20 protein-coding genes are annotated in these 20158 nt (G+C 64.1%); 13 read left to right on the top strand and 7 right to left on the bottom strand.

Annotated elements, in window-relative coordinates; all coding sequences use genetic code 11:
• Positions 1-20 precede the first annotated feature (20 nt).
• A complete protein-coding gene (locus QM797_RS04690) occupies positions 21-914 on the top strand; it encodes a trypsin-like serine peptidase (protein ID WP_283273976.1) in 894 nt (297 codons plus the stop codon).
• Positions 915-951: 37 nt separating this feature from the next.
• Here the strand turns inward: QM797_RS04690 and QM797_RS04685 are convergent, their stop codons facing one another.
• Positions 952-1347: a universal stress protein gene (locus QM797_RS04685; protein ID WP_283273975.1), complete on the bottom strand. Its 396-nt coding sequence runs from the start codon at positions 1345-1347 to the stop codon at positions 952-954.
• The gene (locus tag QM797_RS04680) at positions 1344-2339 is read right to left on the bottom strand and encodes a 2-hydroxyacid dehydrogenase (RefSeq protein WP_283273974.1); all 996 of its coding nucleotides are present in this window, start codon (positions 2337-2339) and stop codon (positions 1344-1346) included. The genes QM797_RS04685 and QM797_RS04680 overlap by 4 nt, the downstream gene beginning before the upstream one ends.
• Positions 2340-2677: 338 nt before the next feature.
• Here QM797_RS04680 and QM797_RS04675 point away from each other — a divergent pair, with 338 nt between their 5' ends.
• The 7 genes from QM797_RS04675 to QM797_RS04645 are packed head-to-tail and all read left to right on the top strand — an operon-like array spanning position 2678 to position 10042.
• Positions 2678-4255, top strand: a complete 1578-nt coding sequence (locus QM797_RS04675) for an ABC transporter substrate-binding protein (protein WP_283273973.1) — start codon at positions 2678-2680, stop codon at positions 4253-4255.
• A gap of 1 nt (position 4256) precedes the next feature.
• Positions 4257-5186: an ABC transporter permease gene (locus tag QM797_RS04670; protein ID WP_032377499.1), complete on the top strand. Its 930-nt coding sequence runs from the start codon at positions 4257-4259 to the stop codon at positions 5184-5186.
• Between the two features lie 8 nt (positions 5187-5194).
• Positions 5195-6181, top strand: coding sequence for an ABC transporter permease (locus tag QM797_RS04665; RefSeq protein WP_502942261.1), 987 nt, complete (start codon positions 5195-5197; stop codon positions 6179-6181).
• Positions 6178-7197, top strand: coding sequence for an ABC transporter ATP-binding protein (locus tag QM797_RS04660; RefSeq protein WP_283273971.1), 1020 nt, complete (start codon positions 6178-6180; stop codon positions 7195-7197). The genes QM797_RS04665 and QM797_RS04660 overlap by 4 nt, the downstream gene beginning before the upstream one ends.
• A complete protein-coding gene (locus QM797_RS04655) occupies positions 7190-8185 on the top strand; it encodes an ABC transporter ATP-binding protein (protein ID WP_283273970.1) in 996 nt (331 codons plus the stop codon). The genes QM797_RS04660 and QM797_RS04655 overlap by 8 nt, the downstream gene beginning before the upstream one ends.
• Complete coding sequence (locus QM797_RS04650; RefSeq protein ID WP_502942260.1) at positions 8185-8922, top strand: sulfite exporter TauE/SafE family protein; 738 nt, start codon at positions 8185-8187, stop codon at positions 8920-8922. Before QM797_RS04655 ends, QM797_RS04650 begins: the two co-directional genes overlap by 1 nt.
• A gap of 46 nt (positions 8923-8968) precedes the next feature.
• A complete protein-coding gene (locus QM797_RS04645) occupies positions 8969-10042 on the top strand; it encodes an SDR family oxidoreductase (protein WP_283273969.1) in 1074 nt (357 codons plus the stop codon).
• 60 nt (positions 10043-10102) lie between these two features.
• Here the strand turns inward: QM797_RS04645 and QM797_RS04640 are convergent, their stop codons facing one another.
• The 3 genes from QM797_RS04640 to QM797_RS04630 all read right to left on the bottom strand — a co-directional run bounded on the left by QM797_RS04640 (position 10103) and on the right by QM797_RS04630 (position 13712).
• The gene (locus tag QM797_RS04640) at positions 10103-11521 is read right to left on the bottom strand and encodes an FGGY family carbohydrate kinase (RefSeq protein WP_283273968.1); all 1419 of its coding nucleotides are present in this window, start codon (positions 11519-11521) and stop codon (positions 10103-10105) included.
• 40 nt (positions 11522-11561) lie between these two features.
• Complete coding sequence (locus tag QM797_RS04635; protein ID WP_283273967.1) at positions 11562-13259, bottom strand: SulP family inorganic anion transporter; 1698 nt, start codon at positions 13257-13259, stop codon at positions 11562-11564.
• Positions 13260-13367: 108 nt separating this feature from the next.
• Positions 13368-13712 carry an ArsR/SmtB family transcription factor gene (locus QM797_RS04630; protein ID WP_283273965.1) on the bottom strand — a complete coding sequence of 115 codons (345 nt, stop codon included), beginning with the start codon at positions 13710-13712 and terminating at the stop codon, positions 13368-13370.
• A gap of 115 nt (positions 13713-13827) precedes the next feature.
• Here QM797_RS04630 and QM797_RS04625 point away from each other — a divergent pair, with 115 nt between their 5' ends.
• The 4 genes from QM797_RS04625 (at position 13828) to QM797_RS04610 (ending at position 17542) form a co-directional block, all read left to right on the top strand.
• Complete coding sequence (locus QM797_RS04625; RefSeq protein WP_283273963.1) at positions 13828-14475, top strand: TetR family transcriptional regulator; 648 nt, start codon at positions 13828-13830, stop codon at positions 14473-14475.
• Between the two features lie 137 nt (positions 14476-14612).
• Positions 14613-15779: an acyl-CoA dehydrogenase gene (locus QM797_RS04620; protein ID WP_283273961.1), complete on the top strand. Its 1167-nt coding sequence runs from the start codon at positions 14613-14615 to the stop codon at positions 15777-15779.
• Positions 15780-15784: 5 nt separating this feature from the next.
• Positions 15785-16633, top strand: a complete 849-nt coding sequence (locus QM797_RS04615) for a 3-hydroxybutyryl-CoA dehydrogenase (protein WP_283275271.1) — start codon at positions 15785-15787, stop codon at positions 16631-16633.
• A gap of 114 nt (positions 16634-16747) precedes the next feature.
• Positions 16748-17542, top strand: coding sequence for an SDR family NAD(P)-dependent oxidoreductase (locus tag QM797_RS04610; protein WP_283273960.1), 795 nt, complete (start codon positions 16748-16750; stop codon positions 17540-17542).
• Between the two features lie 81 nt (positions 17543-17623).
• Here QM797_RS04610 and QM797_RS04605 read toward each other — a convergent pair whose 3' ends face one another.
• Positions 17624-18382 (bottom strand): SDR family oxidoreductase, encoded by a 759-nt coding sequence (locus tag QM797_RS04605; RefSeq protein ID WP_283273959.1) that lies wholly within the window; start codon positions 18380-18382, stop codon positions 17624-17626.
• A gap of 171 nt (positions 18383-18553) precedes the next feature.
• Between QM797_RS04605 and QM797_RS04600 the strand changes: the two genes are divergently transcribed.
• On the top strand, positions 18554-19408 hold the full coding sequence (locus QM797_RS04600) for a glycosyltransferase family 2 protein (RefSeq protein WP_283273958.1): 855 nt from the start codon (positions 18554-18556) through the stop codon (positions 19406-19408).
• 5 nt (positions 19409-19413) lie between these two features.
• Here QM797_RS04600 and QM797_RS04595 read toward each other — a convergent pair whose 3' ends face one another.
• Complete coding sequence (locus QM797_RS04595) at positions 19414-20151, bottom strand: lysophospholipid acyltransferase family protein (RefSeq protein WP_283273957.1); 738 nt, start codon at positions 20149-20151, stop codon at positions 19414-19416.
• Positions 20152-20158: the final 7 nt, after the last annotated feature.

The raw sequence follows: 20158 nt of genomic DNA, 5'->3' as shown, positions 1-20158 counted from the left end.
AGCCGCGAGAGAGGCGAGAGATGAAGAAACCGATTCGACTGCGGTCGTCGACCACGACGACGATCGCAACGCTGGCACTGATGATCCCCGCATTGGCCGGCGTCGGTGGTGCGGCGGGCGCCGCACCCACCACGGGACTGTCGATCGACCCGGTCGGCTACAGAGTCGTCAACGGCAACGCGGACCTGAGCGATCCTCTTCCTCACGACGACCTGACTACAGACGTCGGATATTCGGCGACCGACTCGTCGAACGGGCCCGTTCTACCCAGCCCCCGTTCGGTTATCGGCCCCGACGATCGCGCTCAGGTCTACAACACACAGCTGACCCCCTACCGTCGCTCGGGTCAGATCACTTTCCTCGACAGCACACGGACAATGACCGGCAGTTGCACCGGTTGGCTGATCTCGCCGACCGCCGTCGTGACCGCGGGACACTGCCTCTCCGACGGCACCGCCCCCACGGTCGACATAGTGTTCGCGCCCGCACGCAACGGTGTCGGCAACAACCCCTACGGGACATTCCTGGCAACCGAAGTCTGGTTTGATGCCCAGTACGGTGCACCGGGTAGGGACTGGGGATTGATCAAACTCGATGCCCCAGCCGGTGACAGTGTCGGCTGGTACGGCATCGAATCGGTCGACGGCGTGAACTTGGTCGGTCGCCAGAGCCGAATCATCGGATACCCCGGTGACAAAACAGCCGGAACCATGTGGCAGGCCGTCGATACCATCGACAGTCGAACCGACCGCACGCTGTCCTACGCGACCGACACCTTCGGCGGACAGAGCGGAGCGGCTGCGACTACCGACGACAACGATATCGCGGACGCTATCCACACCGACGGCGGTAGCACCAACAGTGGGACTGCTCTCACCGCCGAACTGTTCAACACCCTTGCTCGGCTGCGGTAGTCCAACACGACCTCAGTCGACGTCACACCGACAGCACTCAGCGCGGCAACCCCACCGGCGGCTTGACGGCCGTCACCGGGCAATGCGCCTCGAGGAGAACGCGTTGAGAGATGCTGCCCATGAACAGCTTTCCGACGGGAGATCGGCGTCGGATGCCGATCACGACCAGTTCTGTCTGCTCGTCGAAAGACAGGTCGATCAGGTTGTCGGCGTGCGAGCGGCCGGGCTCGTTGTCGTGGACCTTGGTCGTCACACCGACAGCAGACACCTCGTCGCGAGCCGATTCGACAGTGGCACCGAACTCGGCGTCGGACGCGCTGTTGTCCTCGGCGACGACGATCAGATCGGTCCCGCGCATGTGTGCCTCACGGAATGCGAAGGGCAGTGCGCCTTTTCCTTCGGTGGTCGGCGAGTAGCCGACGATGACGGTCATCGTGTCACCGGTGTGACGAGGGTGCCGTCGGCTAGGAATCGATCGAGGTTTTCGAGCGTGAGCGCCTCCATTGCGGCGCGGGTCTCCACCGTTCCGCTGCCCACGTGCGGCAGCAGCACCACGTTGTCCATCGCCAATAGCGCGTCCGGCACGTTCGGTTCGTGGGCGAAGACGTCCAGACCGGCACCGGCCAGCTTCCCCGCGGCGAGCAACTCGATCAGCGCGTCCTCGTCGACGACGCTTCCGCGGGCCACGTTGATCAAGTACCCCTGCGGTCCAAGAGCTTCGAGTACCGCGCGGTCGACCAGATGCGCAGTTCCCGAGCCGCCCGACGCCGCGATGATCAAGACGTCGACACCGCCGGCGAGCGCTCGAGGACTGGCTGCATATGCGAATGGCGAACCGTCGATCTCGTTGCGATTGTGGTACGAGATTTCGCAGCGAAACCCTTTGAGCCGATCGGCAATTGCCGAACCGATGCGGCCGAGCCCGATGATTCCGACACGCTTGCCGGTGACCTGGCGCGTCAGTGGCGTGTTGCCCTCGGCAGGCCATCGGCCTGCGCGCACGAACCGCTCGGCGGACGAGAGCCCACGCATGGTGTCGATCACCAGGCCGACGGCCAGGTCTGCCACACAGTCGGTCAGCACATCGGGAGTGTTGCTGACGGCGATGCCGCGGTCAGCTGCCGCGTCGACATCGGTGGTGTCGTATCCGACCCCGAAGTTCACCACAGCTCCGAGCTGCGGCAATCGCTCCATCAACGCGGCATCGACGCCGGTGCGGCCGGAGGTGACGACCGCGGTGACCGAATCACCGTGCTGGGTGAGGAAACGCTCGCGCTCGTCGCCCTCGGGAAGAACCAGCGCGTCGTACTCGGTGACCAACGTGTCCATCAGCGACGGCTTGAGCGGTCCGACTCGGAGCACTCGACCGCCCTGTTGCGAATCCGGTTGAGACACAGAGGAACTCTGCGAGCTGACGGTGACCATTGTTCTCCTCGCGAGATGGTGGAACGTGCGCGTTTCCTGTACGGTATGCCGCTTCTCGAATACCTGTCCAACACGGAAATAACATGGACCGATACCCAAACGGCATGAACGACGCATTGCCGATGCAGGCTTGTCCAGCCTTCGCCACATCCGGCCTGGTCAGCCCACTACAAATGTGATTCAGACCTCATCACAACTGTCCTTGTGACCCATGGAACTGGCCCGAAAGGGCATTTCGTCCGGTTGACGGTGAAGACAGCCCGCTCATACCGTGTGTCTACCGTCACAGATTCGGCTGCAACTCGCAGACGCGGATCCTTTTCCCACTGGAGGCCACCATGAGCCCTGCACTCTTCGTGCAGCAGGGACGGACCCACCGCGTCGCGGCACTTGCTGTTGGCGCACTGTCACTTTCACTGATCGCCAGCGGCTGCACCGTCGCCAACTCCAACAACGGCGGAGCCGCCCGCGCCGATACTCTTCGCATCGTCCTGCCCCAGGAACCTCCGACCCTCGAAGCCTGCGACGTCTCGCTCACGTCGGTCGGAGTCGTCACTCGCTCGAACATCACCGAGCCGCTCATGGAGCGCAATCCCAGCACCGGCGATCTCGAACCCAAGCTCGCCGACTCCTGGGAGCAGACCTCCGACACCGAGTGGACGTTCGCCATCCACCCCGGCGTGACGTTCAGCGACGGGAGCCCCTTCGAAGCCGAGGACGCCGCGTTCTCCATCGACCGCACGGTCAATTCGGAACTGGGATGCAACGTCGAGGGGTACGTGTTCGGCGACGCGAACCTGGTGGTCACGGTGGTCGACCCCATGACGCTGACCGTGCAGTCTCCCGAACCCGACCCCATTCTGCCGCTTCGCCTCTCGTTCGTGGAAATGGTCCCGCGCACAGCCAGTTACACCGAGCGGGTGCGGGAGCCCATCGGAACGGGACCGTTCGCGATCGAGCGCTGGGACTACGGCCAGAAGCTCTCGCTGGTACGGAACGAGACCTACTGGGGCCCGAAACCCGAGTACACCAGGGCCGAGTACCAGTGGCGCAGCGAGGGCAGCGTCCGCGCCTCGATGGTGACCAACGGCGAAGCCGAGATCGCCACGTCAGTCGGACCGGAGGACGGTGCGGGCGACCTCGGGGTGGCGTACCCCAACAACGAGACCACGGCGCTGCGCATCCAGGCCGCGCAGCCACCCTTGGACGACATGCGAGTGCGGCAGGCGATCAATTACGCGATCAATCGTGACGGCATCGTCAAGGCCTTGTTCAGGGGTCTCGGTTCACCTGCAGCACAACTGATTTCCGAAGGTGTCGTCGGCTACAACGAGGACTTGACGCCGTGGCCGTACGACATGGACCAGGCCCGCACGTTGATCGACGAGGCACGGGCAGACGGGGTACCGGTGGACACCGAGATCCGCCTGATCGGACGCACCGGACAGTTCCCCAAGATCAACGAGACAGTGGAGGTCATCCAGAACTCACTGTCCAAGATCGGCATGAACGTCAAGATCGAAATGATGGACGCCGCCGGTACCGCCGAATACCAGGAACGTCCGTTCCCGGACGTCGGGCCGTATCTGCTGGTAATTCAGCACGGCAACCAGGCCGGCGACTCCGCGTTCACGGTCGATCAGTACTTCACCAGTGACGGGTTCCAGAGTGCCTACGGAACAGCAGACTTCGACAAGGAGATCGCCGCTGCCGGCGCACTCACCGGAGAAGACAGGCAGGCCGCTTACGCGCAGGTGTTCGCGGACGAACCGAAAGACATCATGCAGATGGCCTACATCGCACACATGAACGGGGTGCTCGCCAAGGCCGCCTCGGTCGACTACACGCCGGACTCGGCCACGGTCGACGAAATGCACCTGGCCGCGATGACGCGCGCCGATACCGAGAGGCCCTGACATGTTCAGATTTCTGCGCCGACGGATCTACACCAGCCTGATCCCACTGTTCGTCGTCCTGCTCGGCGTGTTCTTCCTCGCTCGTCTCACCGGCGACCCCACCAGCCTGTACCTGCCCGAGTCGGCCACCCAGGCACAGCGCGAGGCGTTTCGCGCCACCAACGGCTTCGATCAGCCGGTGCTGACGCAGCTGCTGGACTACTTCAAGGGCGTCGTGCAACTCGACTTCGGGCAGTCGCTCCGCACCGGTGAGGACGCGTCGGCGATGGCATTGCGCGCCTTCCCCGCAACGCTGCAGCTCGCCTTCGCGACGATGTTCCTCGCCATCCTCGGCGCCGTGATCATTGGCTGCTGGGCTGCGTACCGACCGAACTCGCTGGCCGATCGCATCTCGAGCCTGCTGTCGATGACGGCCGCGTCGATCCCCGACTTCTGGTTCGCCATCATGGGCGTCTACGTCTTCGCTATCGTCTTCGGCTGGCTGCCTACCTCCGGCGTGGACAGCGGAATGCTCTCCTGGGTGTTGCCGATCGCCACGCTGCTCATCCGCCCGCTCGGAGTACTGACACAGGTGGTGCGCGGTGCGATGGTCTCGGCACTGTCTGCACCGTACGTTCGGCTCGCGAGAAGCAAAGGAGCAGGCGATCTTCGAGTCGTCACCCACCACGCTCTGCGCAACGCCGCGGCACCGGCGCTGACAGTGGCCGGCGACCTGATGGTCGGGCTCGTCAACGGTGCGGTGGTCGTCGAGGCCATCTTCGGTTGGCCCGGCATCGGAAAATTGATGATCGACGCCATCCTGCAGCGCGACTTCGCTGTTCTGCAGGCGGCCGTGCTGTTGACGGCGGTGAGCATCTTCGTGCTCAACATCGTCATCGATGCCTGCTATGCATTGCTCGACGCCCGGGTTCGCGACAAGGTGAAGGTCTAGGTAAGAACATGTCACTCGACTTCGAATCCCCGAAAACGTCAGAGCCAGAGGATGTTCCACCTATGGTTCCGGTAGAAGCCCGCAAGGCGTCGGCTCCGCTGTGGAAGCTGCTGCTGCGAGACAGGGTGGCCACCGTCGCCGCCGCGATCCTGGTGCTGGTCTTCCTCACCGCGATCTTCGGCCCGATGCTGGTCGGTGACGCCGCCACCGATCAGGATCTCGACCGCTCGAACCTGCCACCGTTCACCCTCGACACCGGCTGGATGAACATCCTCGGCACCGATCCACTGGGGCGCAGCATGCTGGCCCGGTTGATCGTGGCCAGCAGAACCACACTCTCGGTGGCTATTCCGGCCGTGATCCTCTCTGCGATCATCGGCTCGTTCATCGGTATGTGGGCCGGTTTCCATCGCGGCTGGCGCGAGACCGCGGCGATGCGCGTCGCCGACGTCATCCTCAGCTTTCCCTCCCTGCTGATGGCCGTCGTGGTGCTCTACGTCTTCTCGCCCAGCGCCGCGAACATCGTTCTGGTCCTGACGGTCACGCGTATCCCGATCTACCTGCGTACCGCCCGCGCCGAGTCCGCAGAACTGCAGAGTCGGTTGTTCGTGGATGCCGCCCGTACGTTCGGCGCGAAGAGCGGATCGGTGATCCGACGCCACGTGGCCCCGATCCTGCTGCCGACCCTGCTCACCGTCGCCACCCTCGACTTCTGCTTCGTCATTCTCGCCGAATCGTCATTGAGCTTCCTGGGCATCGGCATTCAGCCGCCGGATGTCTCCTGGGGCCTGATGGTCTCGCAGGGCCGTACCTACCTGCAGACCGCGTGGTGGCTCTCGTTCTTCCCCGGCCTGGCCATCGTGCTGACGACCGTCTCGGCCACCGTGCTCGCCGCCTGGGCCCGCATCGCCACCGACCCGGCGCAGCGCTGGCGACTCAATGTCCCGCGCTCCAAGCGGTCCCGCCTGCTCCCCGTACGAAAGGTCGTCTCATGAGCGCACCGGCAGCTGCACCTCAGCGACCGGACACCGGCAGCGTCGCCCTGGACGTGCGCGGACTGACCGTGGACCTGCGGACGCCGTCGGGCGTCATCCGCGCCGTCGACAACGTCACCTTCAGCGCCCGCCGCGGTGAAACCCTCGCTCTGCTGGGTGAATCGGGCTGCGGCAAGTCGATGACGGCACAGGCCATCGTGGGGTTGCTCGAACCGATCGCCGACATCACCGGCGGCTCGGTCGAGATGGGTGAGGTGGACCTGGTGACGGCCAAGACCAAGGTGCGACGCACCATCGCGGCCACCGAACTGGCCATCGTCTTCCAGGATGCACTGACGGCACTCAATCCCGTCTACACCGTGGGAACCCAACTGGCCGAGCCGTTTCGGATCCACCGCGGCATGTCCGGCAAACAAGCGCGGGCAGAAGCCATCGCGCTGATGGCCCGAGTGGGCATCCCCGAGCCCGAATCCCGCGCCGACTCCTACCCACACCAGTTCTCCGGTGGCATGCGTCAGCGCCTGTTGATCGCGATGGCCGTGGCCCTGAGTCCGTCGGTACTGCTCGCCGACGAACCCACCACCGCCCTCGACGTCACGGTGCAGGCGCAGATCATGGCTCTGCTCAAGGAACTACGCACCGAACACGACATGGCCGTCGTACTCATCACCCACGACCTCGCCCTGGTGGCCGAGGAGGCCGACCGGGTCGCGATCATGTACGCGGGCAACGTCGTCGAAACCGGACCGGTGTCCGAGGTGTTCGGCGAACCGCGCCACCCCTACACGAAGGGCTTGCTGGACTCGGTACCCGTCCACGCCGTGCGCGGTGAGGATCTGAAGTCGATCGGCGGCACCCCACCGGACCTGCACTCCATCCCCGACGGATGCGTGTATCAGGCCCGCTGCCCTCTCGCCCGGGAGATCTGCATCAGCACTCGCCCGCCGCTCGAATCCGTCGGCACCGGCCGCACGTCGGCATGCCATTTCCCGAACGAGGTAACCAGCCATGTCTGAGCAACTGCTGACCGTGCGCGGCCTGAACAAGACCTTCGACGTCGGCCGCGGCAAGCTCCGTGCTCTCGACGCCATCGACCTGGATCTGCGACGCGGCGAGACACTCGGCCTGGTGGGTGAATCAGGCTGCGGCAAGTCCACTCTCGCGCGCACACTGATGATGCTCGAGCGACCCGACTCGGGAACCGTCGCCTTCGACGGCATCGATCCGTTCGCTCTGCGCGGCAAGGAACTCCTCGCGTGGCGTCGACGAGTACAGATGGTGTTTCAGGACCCGTACGGTTCACTGAACTCGCGGATGACGGCCGGCGACATCATCGGCGAGCCGTGGCGAACTCACAAGGGCCTGTACAAGACTCGACGCGATCGTTCTGCACGAGTGCGCGAACTGCTGCATCTGGTCGGCCTGCGACCGAGCGACGAGAACCGGTTCCCGCAAGAGTTCTCCGGCGGTCAACGCCAGCGCCTCGGCATCGCCCGGGCCCTGGCGTTGAACCCCGACGTGATCATCTGCGACGAACCTGTCTCGGCACTCGATCTCTCGGTCCAGGCGCAGGTGCTCAACCTGCTCAACGACCTACAGAAGCAGCTCGGCATCTCGTATGTGTTCATCTCGCACGATCTGTCGGTCGTCCGCCACGTCGCCGACCGTGTCGCGGTGATGTACCTGGGCCGTATCGTCGAATCCGGAGCTACCGAAGCAGTATTCGAGCGCCCCGCGCACCCGTACACGGCGGCTTTGATGTCGGCGGCACCCACACTCGACGCGTCGACCCGTGGGACGAAGATCCTGTTGAAGGGCGAGGTACCGTCACCGCTCAATCCACCGTCGGGATGCCGGTTCCGCACGCGCTGCTGGAAAGCAACCGAACTGTGCGCCAGTGAGGCACCCCCGGTGGCGCTCGACGCCGACGAGGCCGATCACATTGCCGAATGCCACTATCCGCTCGTCGCAGGCAATCTCGGCCTCGTCGCTGTCGGGACGTGATGGCGACACACCTGAGCGTCACCGGATTCGTCGTCATCGCCCTGGCCGTCTTCTTCGCATCGGCGATGCAGGCGTCCATCGGATTCGGCATGGGCATGCTCGCCGCGCCCATCGTGGCCATCGTCGACCCCGGCCTCATCCCGGCGACGCTCATCATGCTCGCCGTCGTCGTCAGTGTGCTCGTTCTGGTTCGTGATCGCACCGCCCTCGACCTCTCGGGCGCGGGGTGGGCGCTGGCCGGCCGCCTACCCGGTTCAGCGGTGGGAGCACTGCTGCTCGTCCTGTTACCCGAGCGTGGTCTGGCCATCCTGCTCGCACTCGTGGTGTTGGGTGGCGTCGCCCTGACCTCCTTCGGCTGGGTCCCGTTGCCGCACAGACGAAATTTGGTGGTGGCCGGGGCCGCGTCGGGAATTCTGGGAACGGCCACCTCCATCGGCGGACCGCCGATGGCCCTGGTGTGGCAACGCAACACCGGAGCCGAACTGCGCAGCACCATGAGCTGCTTCTTCCTCGTCGGCTCGATCATCTCGCTGGCGGTACTGGCGGTAGCAGGCGCGGTGGACGCCCATACCGCGACGCTGTTCGTGTTCCTGGCACCTGCAACCGTTCTCGGATTCCTGCTCTCCCGACTGGTCAATCGCGTTCTCGACCGTCGACGCCTGCGCATCACCGCAATCAGCGTCTCCACCGCCGGCGCAGTCGTTCTCGTCGGACAGCAGGTACTCGCCCTGATGTGATGGCCGTGTCACGTGTTGCATCGGTCGCACTGGGTAACCGGGCACGATGACTACGAACAGCACGCGCGCGCTGATCGTCGGTGCCACCGGCATCTCCGGGCAGGCCCTGTGCCATGCCGCACTCGATGCAGGCTGGACCACCTACGGACTGAGTCGCAGCGGAAGTACCCCCGTCGACGGCGTCGTGCCGGTGGCTGCGAATCTGCTCGACGTGACCTCGCTCGAGGAGGCACTGAAGGAAGTACGACCCGAGATCGTGTTCTTCACCGCATGGATGAAGAAGGACTCCGAGCAGGAGAACATCGAGGTCAACTCGGCGACCCTACGCAATGTGCTGAACGTTCTCGGCCCCCTCGATTCGGTCAAGCACGTTGCACTGATGACCGGTCTCAAGCACTACCTCGGACCGTTCGACGCCTACGGCGAAGCGGTGATGGCCGAGACGCCGTTCCACGAGACCGAGGACCGCCTCGACACCCCGAACTTCTACTACGCGCAGGAAGACGAACTGTTCGCCGGTGCCGAGAAGTTCGGATTCGGCTGGAGCGTGCACCGCGCGCACACCATCTCGGGATTCGCGGTCGGCAACGCGATGAACATGATGCTGACGCTGTCCGTGTACGCATCGATCTGCAAGGAACTCGGTGAGAAGTTCGTGTTCCCCGGCTCCGAAACCCAGTGGAATGGACTCACCGACCTCACCGACGCCGACCTGCTCGCCGAGCAGATGGTCTGGGCCGCCACCGATGACAATGCACACAACGAGGCGTTCAACATCGCCAACGGCGACGTGTTCCGCTGGCGCTGGCTGTGGCCGCAGTTCGCCGAGATGTTCGGTGTCGAGCCCGAGGGCTTCGACACCGAACCGCGTCCACTCGAACCCCGCATGTCCGACGCGGCTGCTGCGTGGAAGCGCATCGCGGAGAAGCACGATCTGGTGGAGAGCGATGTCTCCCGGCTGGCGTCGTGGTGGCACACCGACGGCGACCTCGGCCGCGACATGGAATGCCTGACCGACATGAACAAGTCGAAGAAGGCCGGCTTCCTCGGTTTCCGATCCACGCCCGATGCCATCGCCTCGGTGATCCAGCGCTACCGAGACGCACGCCTGATTCCGTAGAGCGTGAGAGCGGCTGCGCCGCACGTGAGTGGAACTTCGTAGTGGGTCACGAGTTTCCGCTCACATGGCGGTGGTGCCCTCGGTCAGATCCCGCACCTCGGCGTAGCGTTCTCGCACCGCCGGGGTGGGGTCTGCCTCGAATGTCTTCGACGCCGCCTGCGCCCAGGTCGGCGGCTCAGCCGTACCGGCCAACGTCCATGCAGCCTGACGCGCGGCACCGTCGGCGACATATTCACCCGGCTCGGGCACGATCACCGGAACGCCGAGGATCGCCGGGGCCAGCTCGCGGAGTGCAGCCGATTTTGCACCGCCCCCGATCAGCAGCACCCGCTTCGTTTCCACACCCTGGACACGCAGATGGTCGATACCGTCGGCCAAACCACACAGCAGCCCCTCGACGGCCGCTCTCGCGAGGTGGCCCGGCGTCGAATTGTTCAGTCGCAGGCCATGAATCGCACCGGATGCATCGGGACGGTTGGGGGTGCGCTCACCCTCGAGGTACGGCACCAAGACCAGCCCCTCGCTCGTCGTCGACAGTGCCAGCCGGGACAGCTCGTCGTGGTCGACGCCCAGCAGGCGTGCCGTAGCGTCCAACACCCGAGCTGCGTTGAGGGTGCACACCAACGGCAGTTGACGACCCGTGGCATCGGCGAATCCGGCGACCAGACCCGAACCGTCCGCTGCGGCAACCGAGGTCACCGCCGAGACGACGCCAGAGGTGCCCACCGACACGACCACGTCACCGGGCTGCGCATCGAGAGCCAGCGCTGCTGCGGCGTTGTCTCCGGTTCCCGGCCCGATCAGCGCACCCCCCGACGTGCGGCCGATCGCCTCGTTCGGCGCAGCCACGCGCGGCAGCATCGGGTTACGCCCACGAAAACCCAACTGCAACAGATCCGTTCGATACTCGCCGGACGCCGCCGAGAAATAGCCGGTGCCGCTCGCGTCACCGCGATCGGTAGCCAAGGCGTCGAGCCCCGACGCGCCACCGAGCTGCCAGCTGAGCCAATCGTGCGGAAGGCACACCGCCGCAGTGCGATCGGCGTTCTCTGGCTCGTTGTCGGCCAGCCACCGCAATTTGGCAACCGTGATCGAGGCCAACGGAACCACTCCGACGGCGTCGGCCCAGGCTTGCCCGCCGTCCCCGCCGGTCTGCTCGCCCAACTCGGTGATCAGATCGACTGCCGCCTCAGCCGACCGAGTGTCGTTCCACAACAACGCCTTACGGACCACGACACCCGCGTCGTCGAGACAGACCATGCCGTGCTGCTGCGCACCGACCGACACCGCGTCCACATCGTCGAGCCCGCCCGCGTCGGCGACCGCCTCGTCGAGCGCGTCCTTCCACCGCTGCGGATCGATCTCGGTGCCGTCGGGATGACCGGCTCGACCCTGGCGGATCAACTCCCCCGACTCGGCATCACGAACGAAAACTTTGCACGATTGGGTGGAGGAGTCGATTCCGGCAACGAGAGCCACGGTGAGCTGGTCCTTTCCTACGCAAGTGTGATCTAAGACCCTACCCGCGAAGAGTGGTTACCTCGGTCACCAGCGTGCGCGCGTAGGCAATGGCCTGCGGAGTGGTGTCGAAGACGCGTCGAGCATCGTCGTCCTTGGTGGTGAACACGCCCAACGCCGCCAGGGGACGCAGGTGTTCGGGTTTGGCTCCGGAAATGAGAACGGCGATGTGACGGTGTTCGAGTTCGGTGATCGTGTCCTTGAGGACGATGGCTCCGGTGGCATCGATCGTGGTCACCCGCGACATGCGCAGGATCACCACCTTCACGTCCGAGACGTCGGCGAGTTCGAGCAGGAAGCTGTGCGCTGCACCGAAGAACAAAGCGCCGTCGATTCGATACGCGACGATGTGTTCGCGCAGCAGGTCGCCTTCTTCCTTCGAGACCGCGTCGAGTGCGTCCAGGGGAACCTGCTCGACCGTGGCGGATCGCGCGACGGCTCGCAGGGCCAATACGGCAGCGAACCCGACCCCGACGGCCACTGCCGTCACCAGATCGAAGACGACCGTGACGAGGAAGGTCGACACCATCACCACGGTGTCGCCGCGCCCGGCGCGAGTGATCGCCCGGATCGATGCGGTTTCGACCATGCGCACCGTGGTCGCCAGCAGCACCCCGGCCAGGGCCGCGAGCGGGATGTGGGCCACGAGCCCGGCGGCGGAATACATGATCGCGGCGAGAATCACGGCGTGGACGAGGGCTGCGAGCCTGGTACGGGCCCCGGATCGGACGTTGACCGCAGTCCGTGCGATGGCTCCGGTGGCGGGAATCCCACCGAACAAGGGAGCGGCGATGTTCGCAAGACCCTGTCCGAACAACTCTCTGTCGGGGTTGTGTCGTGCGCCGACGCCCATCGAGTCCGCGGCAGTGGCGGACAGCAACGATTCCAAGGCCGCCAGCGCGGCGACGGCACACGCTGGAGCCAGCAGTGCCGTGACGTCACCGATGTGAAAGAAGCTCAGATCAGGGGCGGACAACGACGACGGAATCGTGCCGATCGTGGCGATGTCGAGGTCGAACAGCTGGGTGGCCACCGTTGCTGCGGCCACCGCGACGAGCGAAAACGGAACCTTGGGAGCGAACCGGCCGCCGACGAGCATGACGATCGCGACGGCAACAGCCACGGTGGGCGTCAGGACGCTCGCGTGCGAGACGAACGAACGGGCGGCGTCGAACGCGGACTGCCACACCTTCTCACCCTCGGCATCGGTGACACCCAGTGCCGATGGAACCTGTTGCAGTGCAATGACAACGGCGATTCCGGCGGTAAAACCCTCGATGACGGGTGCGGGCATGTACCGCACAGCTCGGCCGACGCCCGCAACGGCAAGGGCGAGCAGGATGACCCCGGCCATCAATCCGACGGCGAGCACTCCGGTCGGCCCGCACTCGGCGACGATCGGCACGAGCACCACAGTCATGGCACCGGTGGGACCCGAGACCTGAAACCGTGATCCGCCGAACACCGCGGCCACGACTCCCGCGATGATCGCCGTCGTCAGACCCGCCGCGGCACCCAGCCCGGTACTGACGCCGAATCCGAGGGCCAGAGGCAACGCGACCAGTGCCACGATCAGGCCTGCCAACAGATCCGCGCCCGGTGCGCGGAACGCGGGCTTCCACTCGCTCCACTGGGGCAGGAGTGCGGACACAGCCGTCAGTGCGTCGTTCGTGCGGGTGTGTTTCGTCGGTTCGGACATGCGACGCTTCCTGACAACTCATCGAACCTGATCTACCTGATTGCTAAGTTTAGCAAGTAATGAATCAAGACAACAGGGAGACGCTCGACACCGTTCCGGACCGTCAGGTCAGGTGCGCGATCCGGACTCGCCGTCCAGCAGTTCGACCTGGTTGGCCACTACCCCGGACAGAATCTCTCGGGCCACCACCAGGAGGTCTGCCACTTTCGGCGACGTCAGCGTGTACGTCACGGACAACCCCTCGCGAGTCCCCTCGATGAGACCTGCGCGTCGCAGAATCGACAACTGCTGCGACAGATTCGCCGGTTCGATGCCCACCTCCAGCAGCATCTCGGACACCGCGTGTTCGCGTTCGCTCAACAACTCCAGCACTCGAATGCGTGCGGGATGAGCCAACGTCTTGAAGAAGTCGGCCTTCATTCGGTACAGCGGTCGACTCGAATCCGTGACCATGACGTCCCTCCGTGCCACCCACCGCCGCGCAGCAGGCTACTTGCGAACACTAGCAATCAGCTCACGCGACGAGTGCCCTCCCTGCCCTCGCCGAAACTCCGCTACCTTCACTGACATGCGCGGAGAACCCGACGAATCCACCGACTTCAGGCTCACCGTGGCCACGGCGGCTCTCGACCTCTTCTCGGTCAAGGGCTACGAGTCGACGACGGTGGACGACATCGCCGGAGCCGCCGGAATCTCGCGACGGACGTTCTTTCGTCAGTTCCGCGCCAAAGAAGACGTTGTCTTCGCCGATCACGAAATCCTGCTCGAGCAGGCGGGCGCATTCCTCGACTCGAACGAAGGCGATCCCTGGCAGGCGGTATGCGACGCCGCGCAGCAGGTGTACGAGCGATTCTCCGACTGGATCGAGATGTCGCGCCTGCGCTACCAGGTGGTGCACCGCAACCCTGCGCTGCGCGATCGAGAGATCGTCACCGTGTTTCGCTACGACCGACTCTTCGTCGAATATCTGCAGCGAGTGCGGCCGAATCATTCGCACTTGGAAATTCTGCAGTTCTCGGCCTCGGTGACCGCAACGCACAACTACATCCTCCGACGGATGATTCGCGACGGCCTGCCCACGTCCGTCAGCGACCTGCGGACTGCGTTGGCGCATGTACGTGCGCAATTCCACGGCGAGATCGTCGTCGCCTCGTTTCCGCGGGGCGTGTCCGTCGCCAAAGTCGTCGACGCCTTGGCCGATCACACAACAGACTGACTAACCCGAGAGGTGGCACTCAGTGCCGCATAACGTGGACCTGTCCTTGAAACCAGCGGGCTGCGGACGTAGGATGGTTGCATCCTTGGCACTGAGTGCCCTGATTGGGTAGTGCCGACCCCCTACATTCAAGGAGCGTGGCCGATATGGCCGGAAATCCCGACTTCGATCTGTACCAATCGCCCGAGGAGCACAACGAACTGCGTGCCGCCATTCGGGCACTCTCGGAGAAGGAGATCGCTCCGTACGCCAAAGAGGTCGACGAGGACTCACGCTTCCCGGAAGAGGCCTTGAAGGCCCTCAACGCTTCCGGCTTCAATGCCATCCACGTTCCCGAGGAATACGACGGTCAGGGTGCCGATTCGGTCGCGGCCTGCATCGTCATCGAAGAGGTCGCGCGCGTCTGCGGCTCGTCCTCGCTGATCCCCGCCGTCAACAAGCTCGGCACGATGGGCCTGATCCTCAAGGGCTCCGAGGAGCTCAAGAAGCAGGTCCTGCCGTCGCTCGCTGGTGGCGCGATGGCCTCGTACGCCCTGTCCGAGCGCGAAGCCGGATCCGACGCCGCCGCTATGCGAACCCGAGCCAAGGCCGATGGTGACGACTGGATCCTCAACGGTGCCAAGTGTTGGATCACCAACGGTGGCAAGTCCGAGTGGTACACGGTCATGGCCGTGACCGATCCCGACAAGGGTGCCAACGGCATCTCGTCGTTCATCGTGCACATCGACGACGAGGGCTTCAGCATCGGCCCGAAAGAGAAGAAGCTCGGCATCAAGGGCTCGCCCACCACCGAGCTGTACTTCGAGAACTGCAAGATCCCCGGCGATCGCATCATCGGCGATCCCGGCACGGGCTTCAAGACTGCGCTGGAAACGCTCGACCACACGCGCCCCACCATCGGCGCACAGGCCGTCGGTCTGGCACAGGGCGCCCTCGACGCAGCCATCGCATACACCAAGGACCGCAAGCAGTTCGGCAACGCGATCTCGAGCTTCCAGGCCGTGCAGTTCATGCTCGCCGACATGGCGATGAAGGTCGAAGCCGCTCGTCTGATGGTCTACAGCTCCGCGGCTCGCGCCGAGCGCGGTGAGAAGAACCTGGGATTCATCTCCGCGGCAGCGAAGTGCTTCGCTTCCGACGTGGCCATGGAAGTGACAACCGACGCCGTTCAGCTCTTCGGCGGTGCCGGATACACCACCGACTTCCCGGTCGAGCGCATGATGCGCGACGCCAAGATCACCCAGATCTACGAGGGCACCAACCAGATTCAGCGTGTCGTCATGTCGCGGGCGCTGCTCAAATGAGCGATATCGAACTCGTAGGCGTCATCGGCGGCGGCACCATGGGTGCCGGTATCGCCGAAATGTGTGCTCGCTCCGGCAGTTCCGTGCTGATCCTCGAAACGAGCCAGGCGACGGCCGACGCCGCAGAAGCCCGCCTGGACAAGTCCTTCGCTCGCGCCGTCAAGTCCGGCCGCATCGAATCCGACGCGGCCGAGAAGGCCCGTGCTGCAATCACGTTGACGCTCGACATCAACGATTTCGCAGACCGCGACCTTGTGGTCGAGGCGGCACCGGAGATCGAATCGCTCAAACTCGAACTGTTCGGCAAGCTCGATTCCATCGTCAAGCCCGAGGGAATCCTGGCCACGAACACCTCGTCGATCCCGGTCATCAAGATGGCCAACGCAACGAAGCGTCCCGACAAGGTGGTCGGGGTGCACTTCTTCAACCCCGTGCCGGTGCTGCCGTTGGTGGAGATCGTCGTCAGTCTGCTCACCAGCGAAGAGACAGTATCCGCGGTGACGGATTACGCGGGCAACACCCTGGGCAAGAAGACGATTCGCGCCGGTGATCGCGCCGGTTTCATCGTCAACGCGTTGCTCATCCCGTACATGGTCTCGGCCATCCGCATGCTCGAGTCCGGATTCGCGAGTGCGGAGGACATCGACGAGGGCATGGTGAACGGCTGCGCTCACCCCATGGGTCCGCTGCGTCTGACCGACACCGTCGGCCTCGACGTCACCCTCGCGGTGGCCGAATCGCTGTACGCCGAGTTCCGCGAACCGCACTACGCGCCGCCGCCCCTGCTGCAGCGCATGGTGGACGCGGGAATGCTGGGCCGCAAAACCGGCAAGGGTTTCTACACGTATTCGTAGTGGCGCTCGATTCTGCGTGAATGGTCCATTCACCCCCGTCAGGGCCGGTGAATGGACCATTCACATCTTCGAGGAGGCGCACACTGGAGTCGTTCCACAACATTGGGAGGCTCCATGAACATCGACCTCGACGGCCGAACCGCATTGATCTCCGGCTCCAGCCAAGGCATCGGACTGGCGATTGCCACCGAATTGGCCCGTGCCGGTGCGCGTGTCGTACTCAACGGACGCAGCGCAGCCGCACTCGATGCGGCCGAGCAACAACTCCTCACCGAGATACCCGGCGCACGAGTGATCGTCGTAGCGGCAGATCTCGCGACGGCCGAAGGAGTCGAAACACTGCTCGCCAAGGTCCCGGTGGTCGACATTCTGGTGAACAACCTCGGAATCTTCGGAGCCAAGCCGGCTCTCGAGATCGACGACGACGAATGGCGTCGCTACTTCGAGGTGAACGTACTGTCCGCCATCCGGCTCATCCGCACGTATCTACCAGCGATGACCGAAGCCGGCTGGGGCCGAATCCAGAACATCTGCAGCGATTCCGCGGTCGTCATTCCCGAGGAAATGATCCACTACGGAATGACGAAGACCGCCCTGCTCGCGGTGACCCGCGGATTCGCGAAAGCTGCTGCAGGGAAAGGGGTTACCGTCAACTCGGTCATCGTCGGACCCACCCACACCGAGGGCGTCGAGCAGTTCGTCGCAGAACTCGTCGGCGACGAACTGCCGTGGGACGAGGCTCAGGCGAATTTCATGAAGGAACACCGTCCGCAGTCGCTCATCGGACGGCTGATCGAGCCGAAGGAAATCGGCAACATGATCGTGTACCTGAGCTCGGAACAAGCCTCCGCGACCACCGGTGGTGCACTACGAGTCGACGGAGGTTACGTCGACTCGATCCTGCCGTAGTCGGTGGCCCGTCGAACCGCGTGAATGGACCATTCACACCCGTCTGGGCTCGTGAATGGTCCATTGACGCATCTGGAGAGATCAGTCTTTCGGACCACCAGCGGCGTAGACGACCTGACCCGAGATGAAGCCGGCACCCTCGCTGACGAAGAACGAGGCCAGATGCGCGATGTCGTCGGGGTGTCCGACACGATTGACCGGAATCTGCGACGCTGCAGCAGCTTTGAAGTCCTCGAACGGCATTCCGACGCGTTCTGCAGTCGCCGCTGTCATTTCGGTCTCGATGAACCCAGGGGCAATGGCGTTGGCGGTGACGCCGAACTTGCCGAGCTCGATAGCGAGGGTCTTGGTGAATCCCTGCATACCGGCCTTGGCGGCGGAGTAGTTGGCCTGTCCACGGTTACCGAGGGCGGACGTGCTCGACAGGTTGACGATTCGGCCCCACTTGGCGTCGATCATGTGCTTCTGCACCGCGCGGGTCATAAGGAACGACCCACGCAGGTGCACGCCGAGTACGGAATCCCAGTCCTGCACCGTCATCTTGAACAGCAAATTGTCGCGAGTGATACCGGCGTTGTTGATCAGCACGGTCGGCGCACCGAACTCGCTCGCGATGCGATCGACCGCGGTCTGGACCGATTCCTCGTCGGCGACGTTGGCTCCGATGGCCACCGCCTGCCCGCCTGCGGCCGCAATGGCACCGACAGTGTCGCTGCATGCGGCCTCATCGAGGTCCACCACGGCTACTCCGAACCCGTCCTTGGCCAGCCGTTTCGCCACCGCTGCGCCGATTCCACGCGCACTACCGGTGACGATGGCCGTCTTGATCTGATCACTCACGAATATCTCCTACGAAGACGCCGATCCGAATTACCTGTCACCTGTTTGTATCAGGCCGAGCCCACGGCCGACGGGCAACTGCCCTGCCGCGGTCACTCTGCGGTACTTTCGTCTCTCGACTACCCTCGCACCCCCGGTGTCGTGCGAACGGCACATTACGGAGAGCTGTAGATGACAATCGCTGCGGGAATCGTCACGTTCAATCCCGATGTGGCCAGGCTCGAGGAGAACCTCGACGCGATAGTCGATCAAGTCGATATCGTCCGAGTCATCGACAACAATTCCAGCAACATCGACGAAATCCGTCGACTGACGGAGCGCTATCGGAACGTCGTTGTCATCGAACGCCTCGAGAATCACGGCATAGCAGCGGCCCTGAACATCATCGTCGAGAACGCCGCTGCCGATGAGGCACAGTGGGTTCTGTTACTGGATCAAGATTCGGTGTGCAGCACGAACATGATCGACGTACTGATGAGCCGAACCGGCGACCGAGTCGGAATCGTGTGCTCGAATATCCTCGATCCCAATGTCCGGTCCGGCTCGGACCCCACGGGTCCCACTGTCTACGAGGTGGATGCCTGCATCACCTCTGGGTCCCTCTGCAACGTGACGGCGTGGTCCGTGGTCGAAGGCTACGACGAACAAATGTTTGTCGATTACGTCGACTTCGAGTTCTGCCTACGCCTGAGAATGGCCGGGTACACGATCGTGCGCGATACCGCCGCGAGCATCCAGCACGAATTCGGTGCGGGCCGAGTGCACTGGCGGTTCACGACCTACAACTACTCGAGCCGCCGGCTTTACACAATGGCTCGCGACATCGTGTACTACGCGATCAAACACCGCCGATCCCCGAAATCGCTCAAACCCTACGACCACGGGCTGTTCGGGCACCTGCTCGCTCTCGCCGAACGGGCCGCCACGATCACCCTGTTCGAGCGAGAGAAGGGCCGCAAAGTTGCAGCCATCATCTCGGGCGTTTTCGACGCGCTGACACACCGCCCCGCCAAGCGATCGCGCTAGCTCCGTCAGTACGCGGCGACTGCCCCGTCGAGTGCCTTCTGCATTCCCTCCGCCACCACCCGAGTGAAATCGATCGGCTTCTCGGGCAATTCGGTGATGGGCGTATCGATGTAGACGCTCGCCTGCTTCACCTTCGGCGTGCCAGGACCGTAGCTCAACCCGATACAGACCAGCACCGGCTCGACGCCGAGCTTGCGTGCCCGCAGCGCGATGTGGCCGATGCCGCTGCCGACGTGCTGCACCGTCGTCGGATCCTCCAGGTTGCAGGTGCCCTCGGGGAACACTGCGAGGTCGTCGCCCCGCTTCATGCGCTCGGCACTGACATCCATCATGCGGTTACCTGCAGCGCTGACTGCGCGCATTCCATGATTCTTCCCACGGAAGACCGGGATGCCGCCCATCATGTCGATTCGCTTGCGCTGCTTGGGTTCCTGGAATAATTCGTCCTTGGCCAATACCCTCGTACGCCCGATCACCGGACGCAGCGGCGATGCCCAGGCCGCCGCTGCGAGGGTGTAGGGATCGTTCTCGGTCAGATGATTGACGGCGATGAGCAGCCTGGTGTTGTCATAGACCAGACGACGCAATTCCTCACGGGCACCGTCGGGATACGACACCCGCGGGCGGAAGCGCCTGGCCAAGGTGGCGTACGCCAACCTCGCGACCTGACGATTCTGCTGGTGGCGCAGGTAGAAGTCGTACACGGTCACATCGTTTTCGAGAATTACCGCAGGCCGATCCATGACGCGA

The organism is Rhodococcus sp. IEGM 1381, from assembly GCF_030056795.1.
GTDB lineage: Bacteria > Actinomycetota > Actinomycetes > Mycobacteriales > Mycobacteriaceae > Rhodococcoides.
The sequence above is the reverse complement of the archived record's forward strand: the minus strand, read 5'-3'. Positions and strand labels throughout refer to the sequence as shown.

Bases quoted from the DNA above. Each gene is read 5' to 3' on its own strand.
- QM797_RS04635 (WP_283273967.1), bottom strand. From the start codon at position 13,259: ATGTCCGAACCGACGAAACACACCCGCACGAACGACGCACTGACGGCT.
- QM797_RS04670 (WP_032377499.1), top strand. From the start codon at position 4,257: ATGTTCAGATTTCTGCGCCGACGGATCTACACCAGCCTGATCCCACTG.
- QM797_RS04610 (WP_283273960.1), top strand. From the start codon at position 16,748: ATGAACATCGACCTCGACGGCCGAACCGCATTGATCTCCGGCTCCAGC.
- QM797_RS04630 (WP_283273965.1), bottom strand. From the start codon at position 13,712: ATGGTCACGGATTCGAGTCGACCGCTGTACCGAATGAAGGCCGACTTC.
- QM797_RS04650 (WP_502942260.1), top strand. From the start codon at position 8,185: ATGGCGACACACCTGAGCGTCACCGGATTCGTCGTCATCGCCCTGGCC.
- QM797_RS04675 (WP_283273973.1), top strand. From the start codon at position 2,678: ATGAGCCCTGCACTCTTCGTGCAGCAGGGACGGACCCACCGCGTCGCG.
- QM797_RS04645 (WP_283273969.1), top strand. From the start codon at position 8,969: ATGACTACGAACAGCACGCGCGCGCTGATCGTCGGTGCCACCGGCATC.
- QM797_RS04595 (WP_283273957.1), bottom strand. From the start codon at position 20,151: ATGGATCGGCCTGCGGTAATTCTCGAAAACGATGTGACCGTGTACGAC.
- QM797_RS04600 (WP_283273958.1), top strand. From the start codon at position 18,554: ATGACAATCGCTGCGGGAATCGTCACGTTCAATCCCGATGTGGCCAGG.
- QM797_RS04660 (WP_283273971.1), top strand. From the start codon at position 6,178: ATGAGCGCACCGGCAGCTGCACCTCAGCGACCGGACACCGGCAGCGTC.
- QM797_RS04665 (WP_502942261.1), top strand. From the start codon at position 5,195: ATGTCACTCGACTTCGAATCCCCGAAAACGTCAGAGCCAGAGGATGTT.
- QM797_RS04680 (WP_283273974.1), bottom strand. From the start codon at position 2,339: ATGGTCACCGTCAGCTCGCAGAGTTCCTCTGTGTCTCAACCGGATTCG.
- QM797_RS04625 (WP_283273963.1), top strand. From the start codon at position 13,828: ATGCGCGGAGAACCCGACGAATCCACCGACTTCAGGCTCACCGTGGCC.
- QM797_RS04655 (WP_283273970.1), top strand. From the start codon at position 7,190: ATGTCTGAGCAACTGCTGACCGTGCGCGGCCTGAACAAGACCTTCGAC.
- QM797_RS04690 (WP_283273976.1), top strand. From the start codon at position 21: ATGAAGAAACCGATTCGACTGCGGTCGTCGACCACGACGACGATCGCA.
- QM797_RS04685 (WP_283273975.1), bottom strand. From the start codon at position 1,347: ATGACCGTCATCGTCGGCTACTCGCCGACCACCGAAGGAAAAGGCGCA.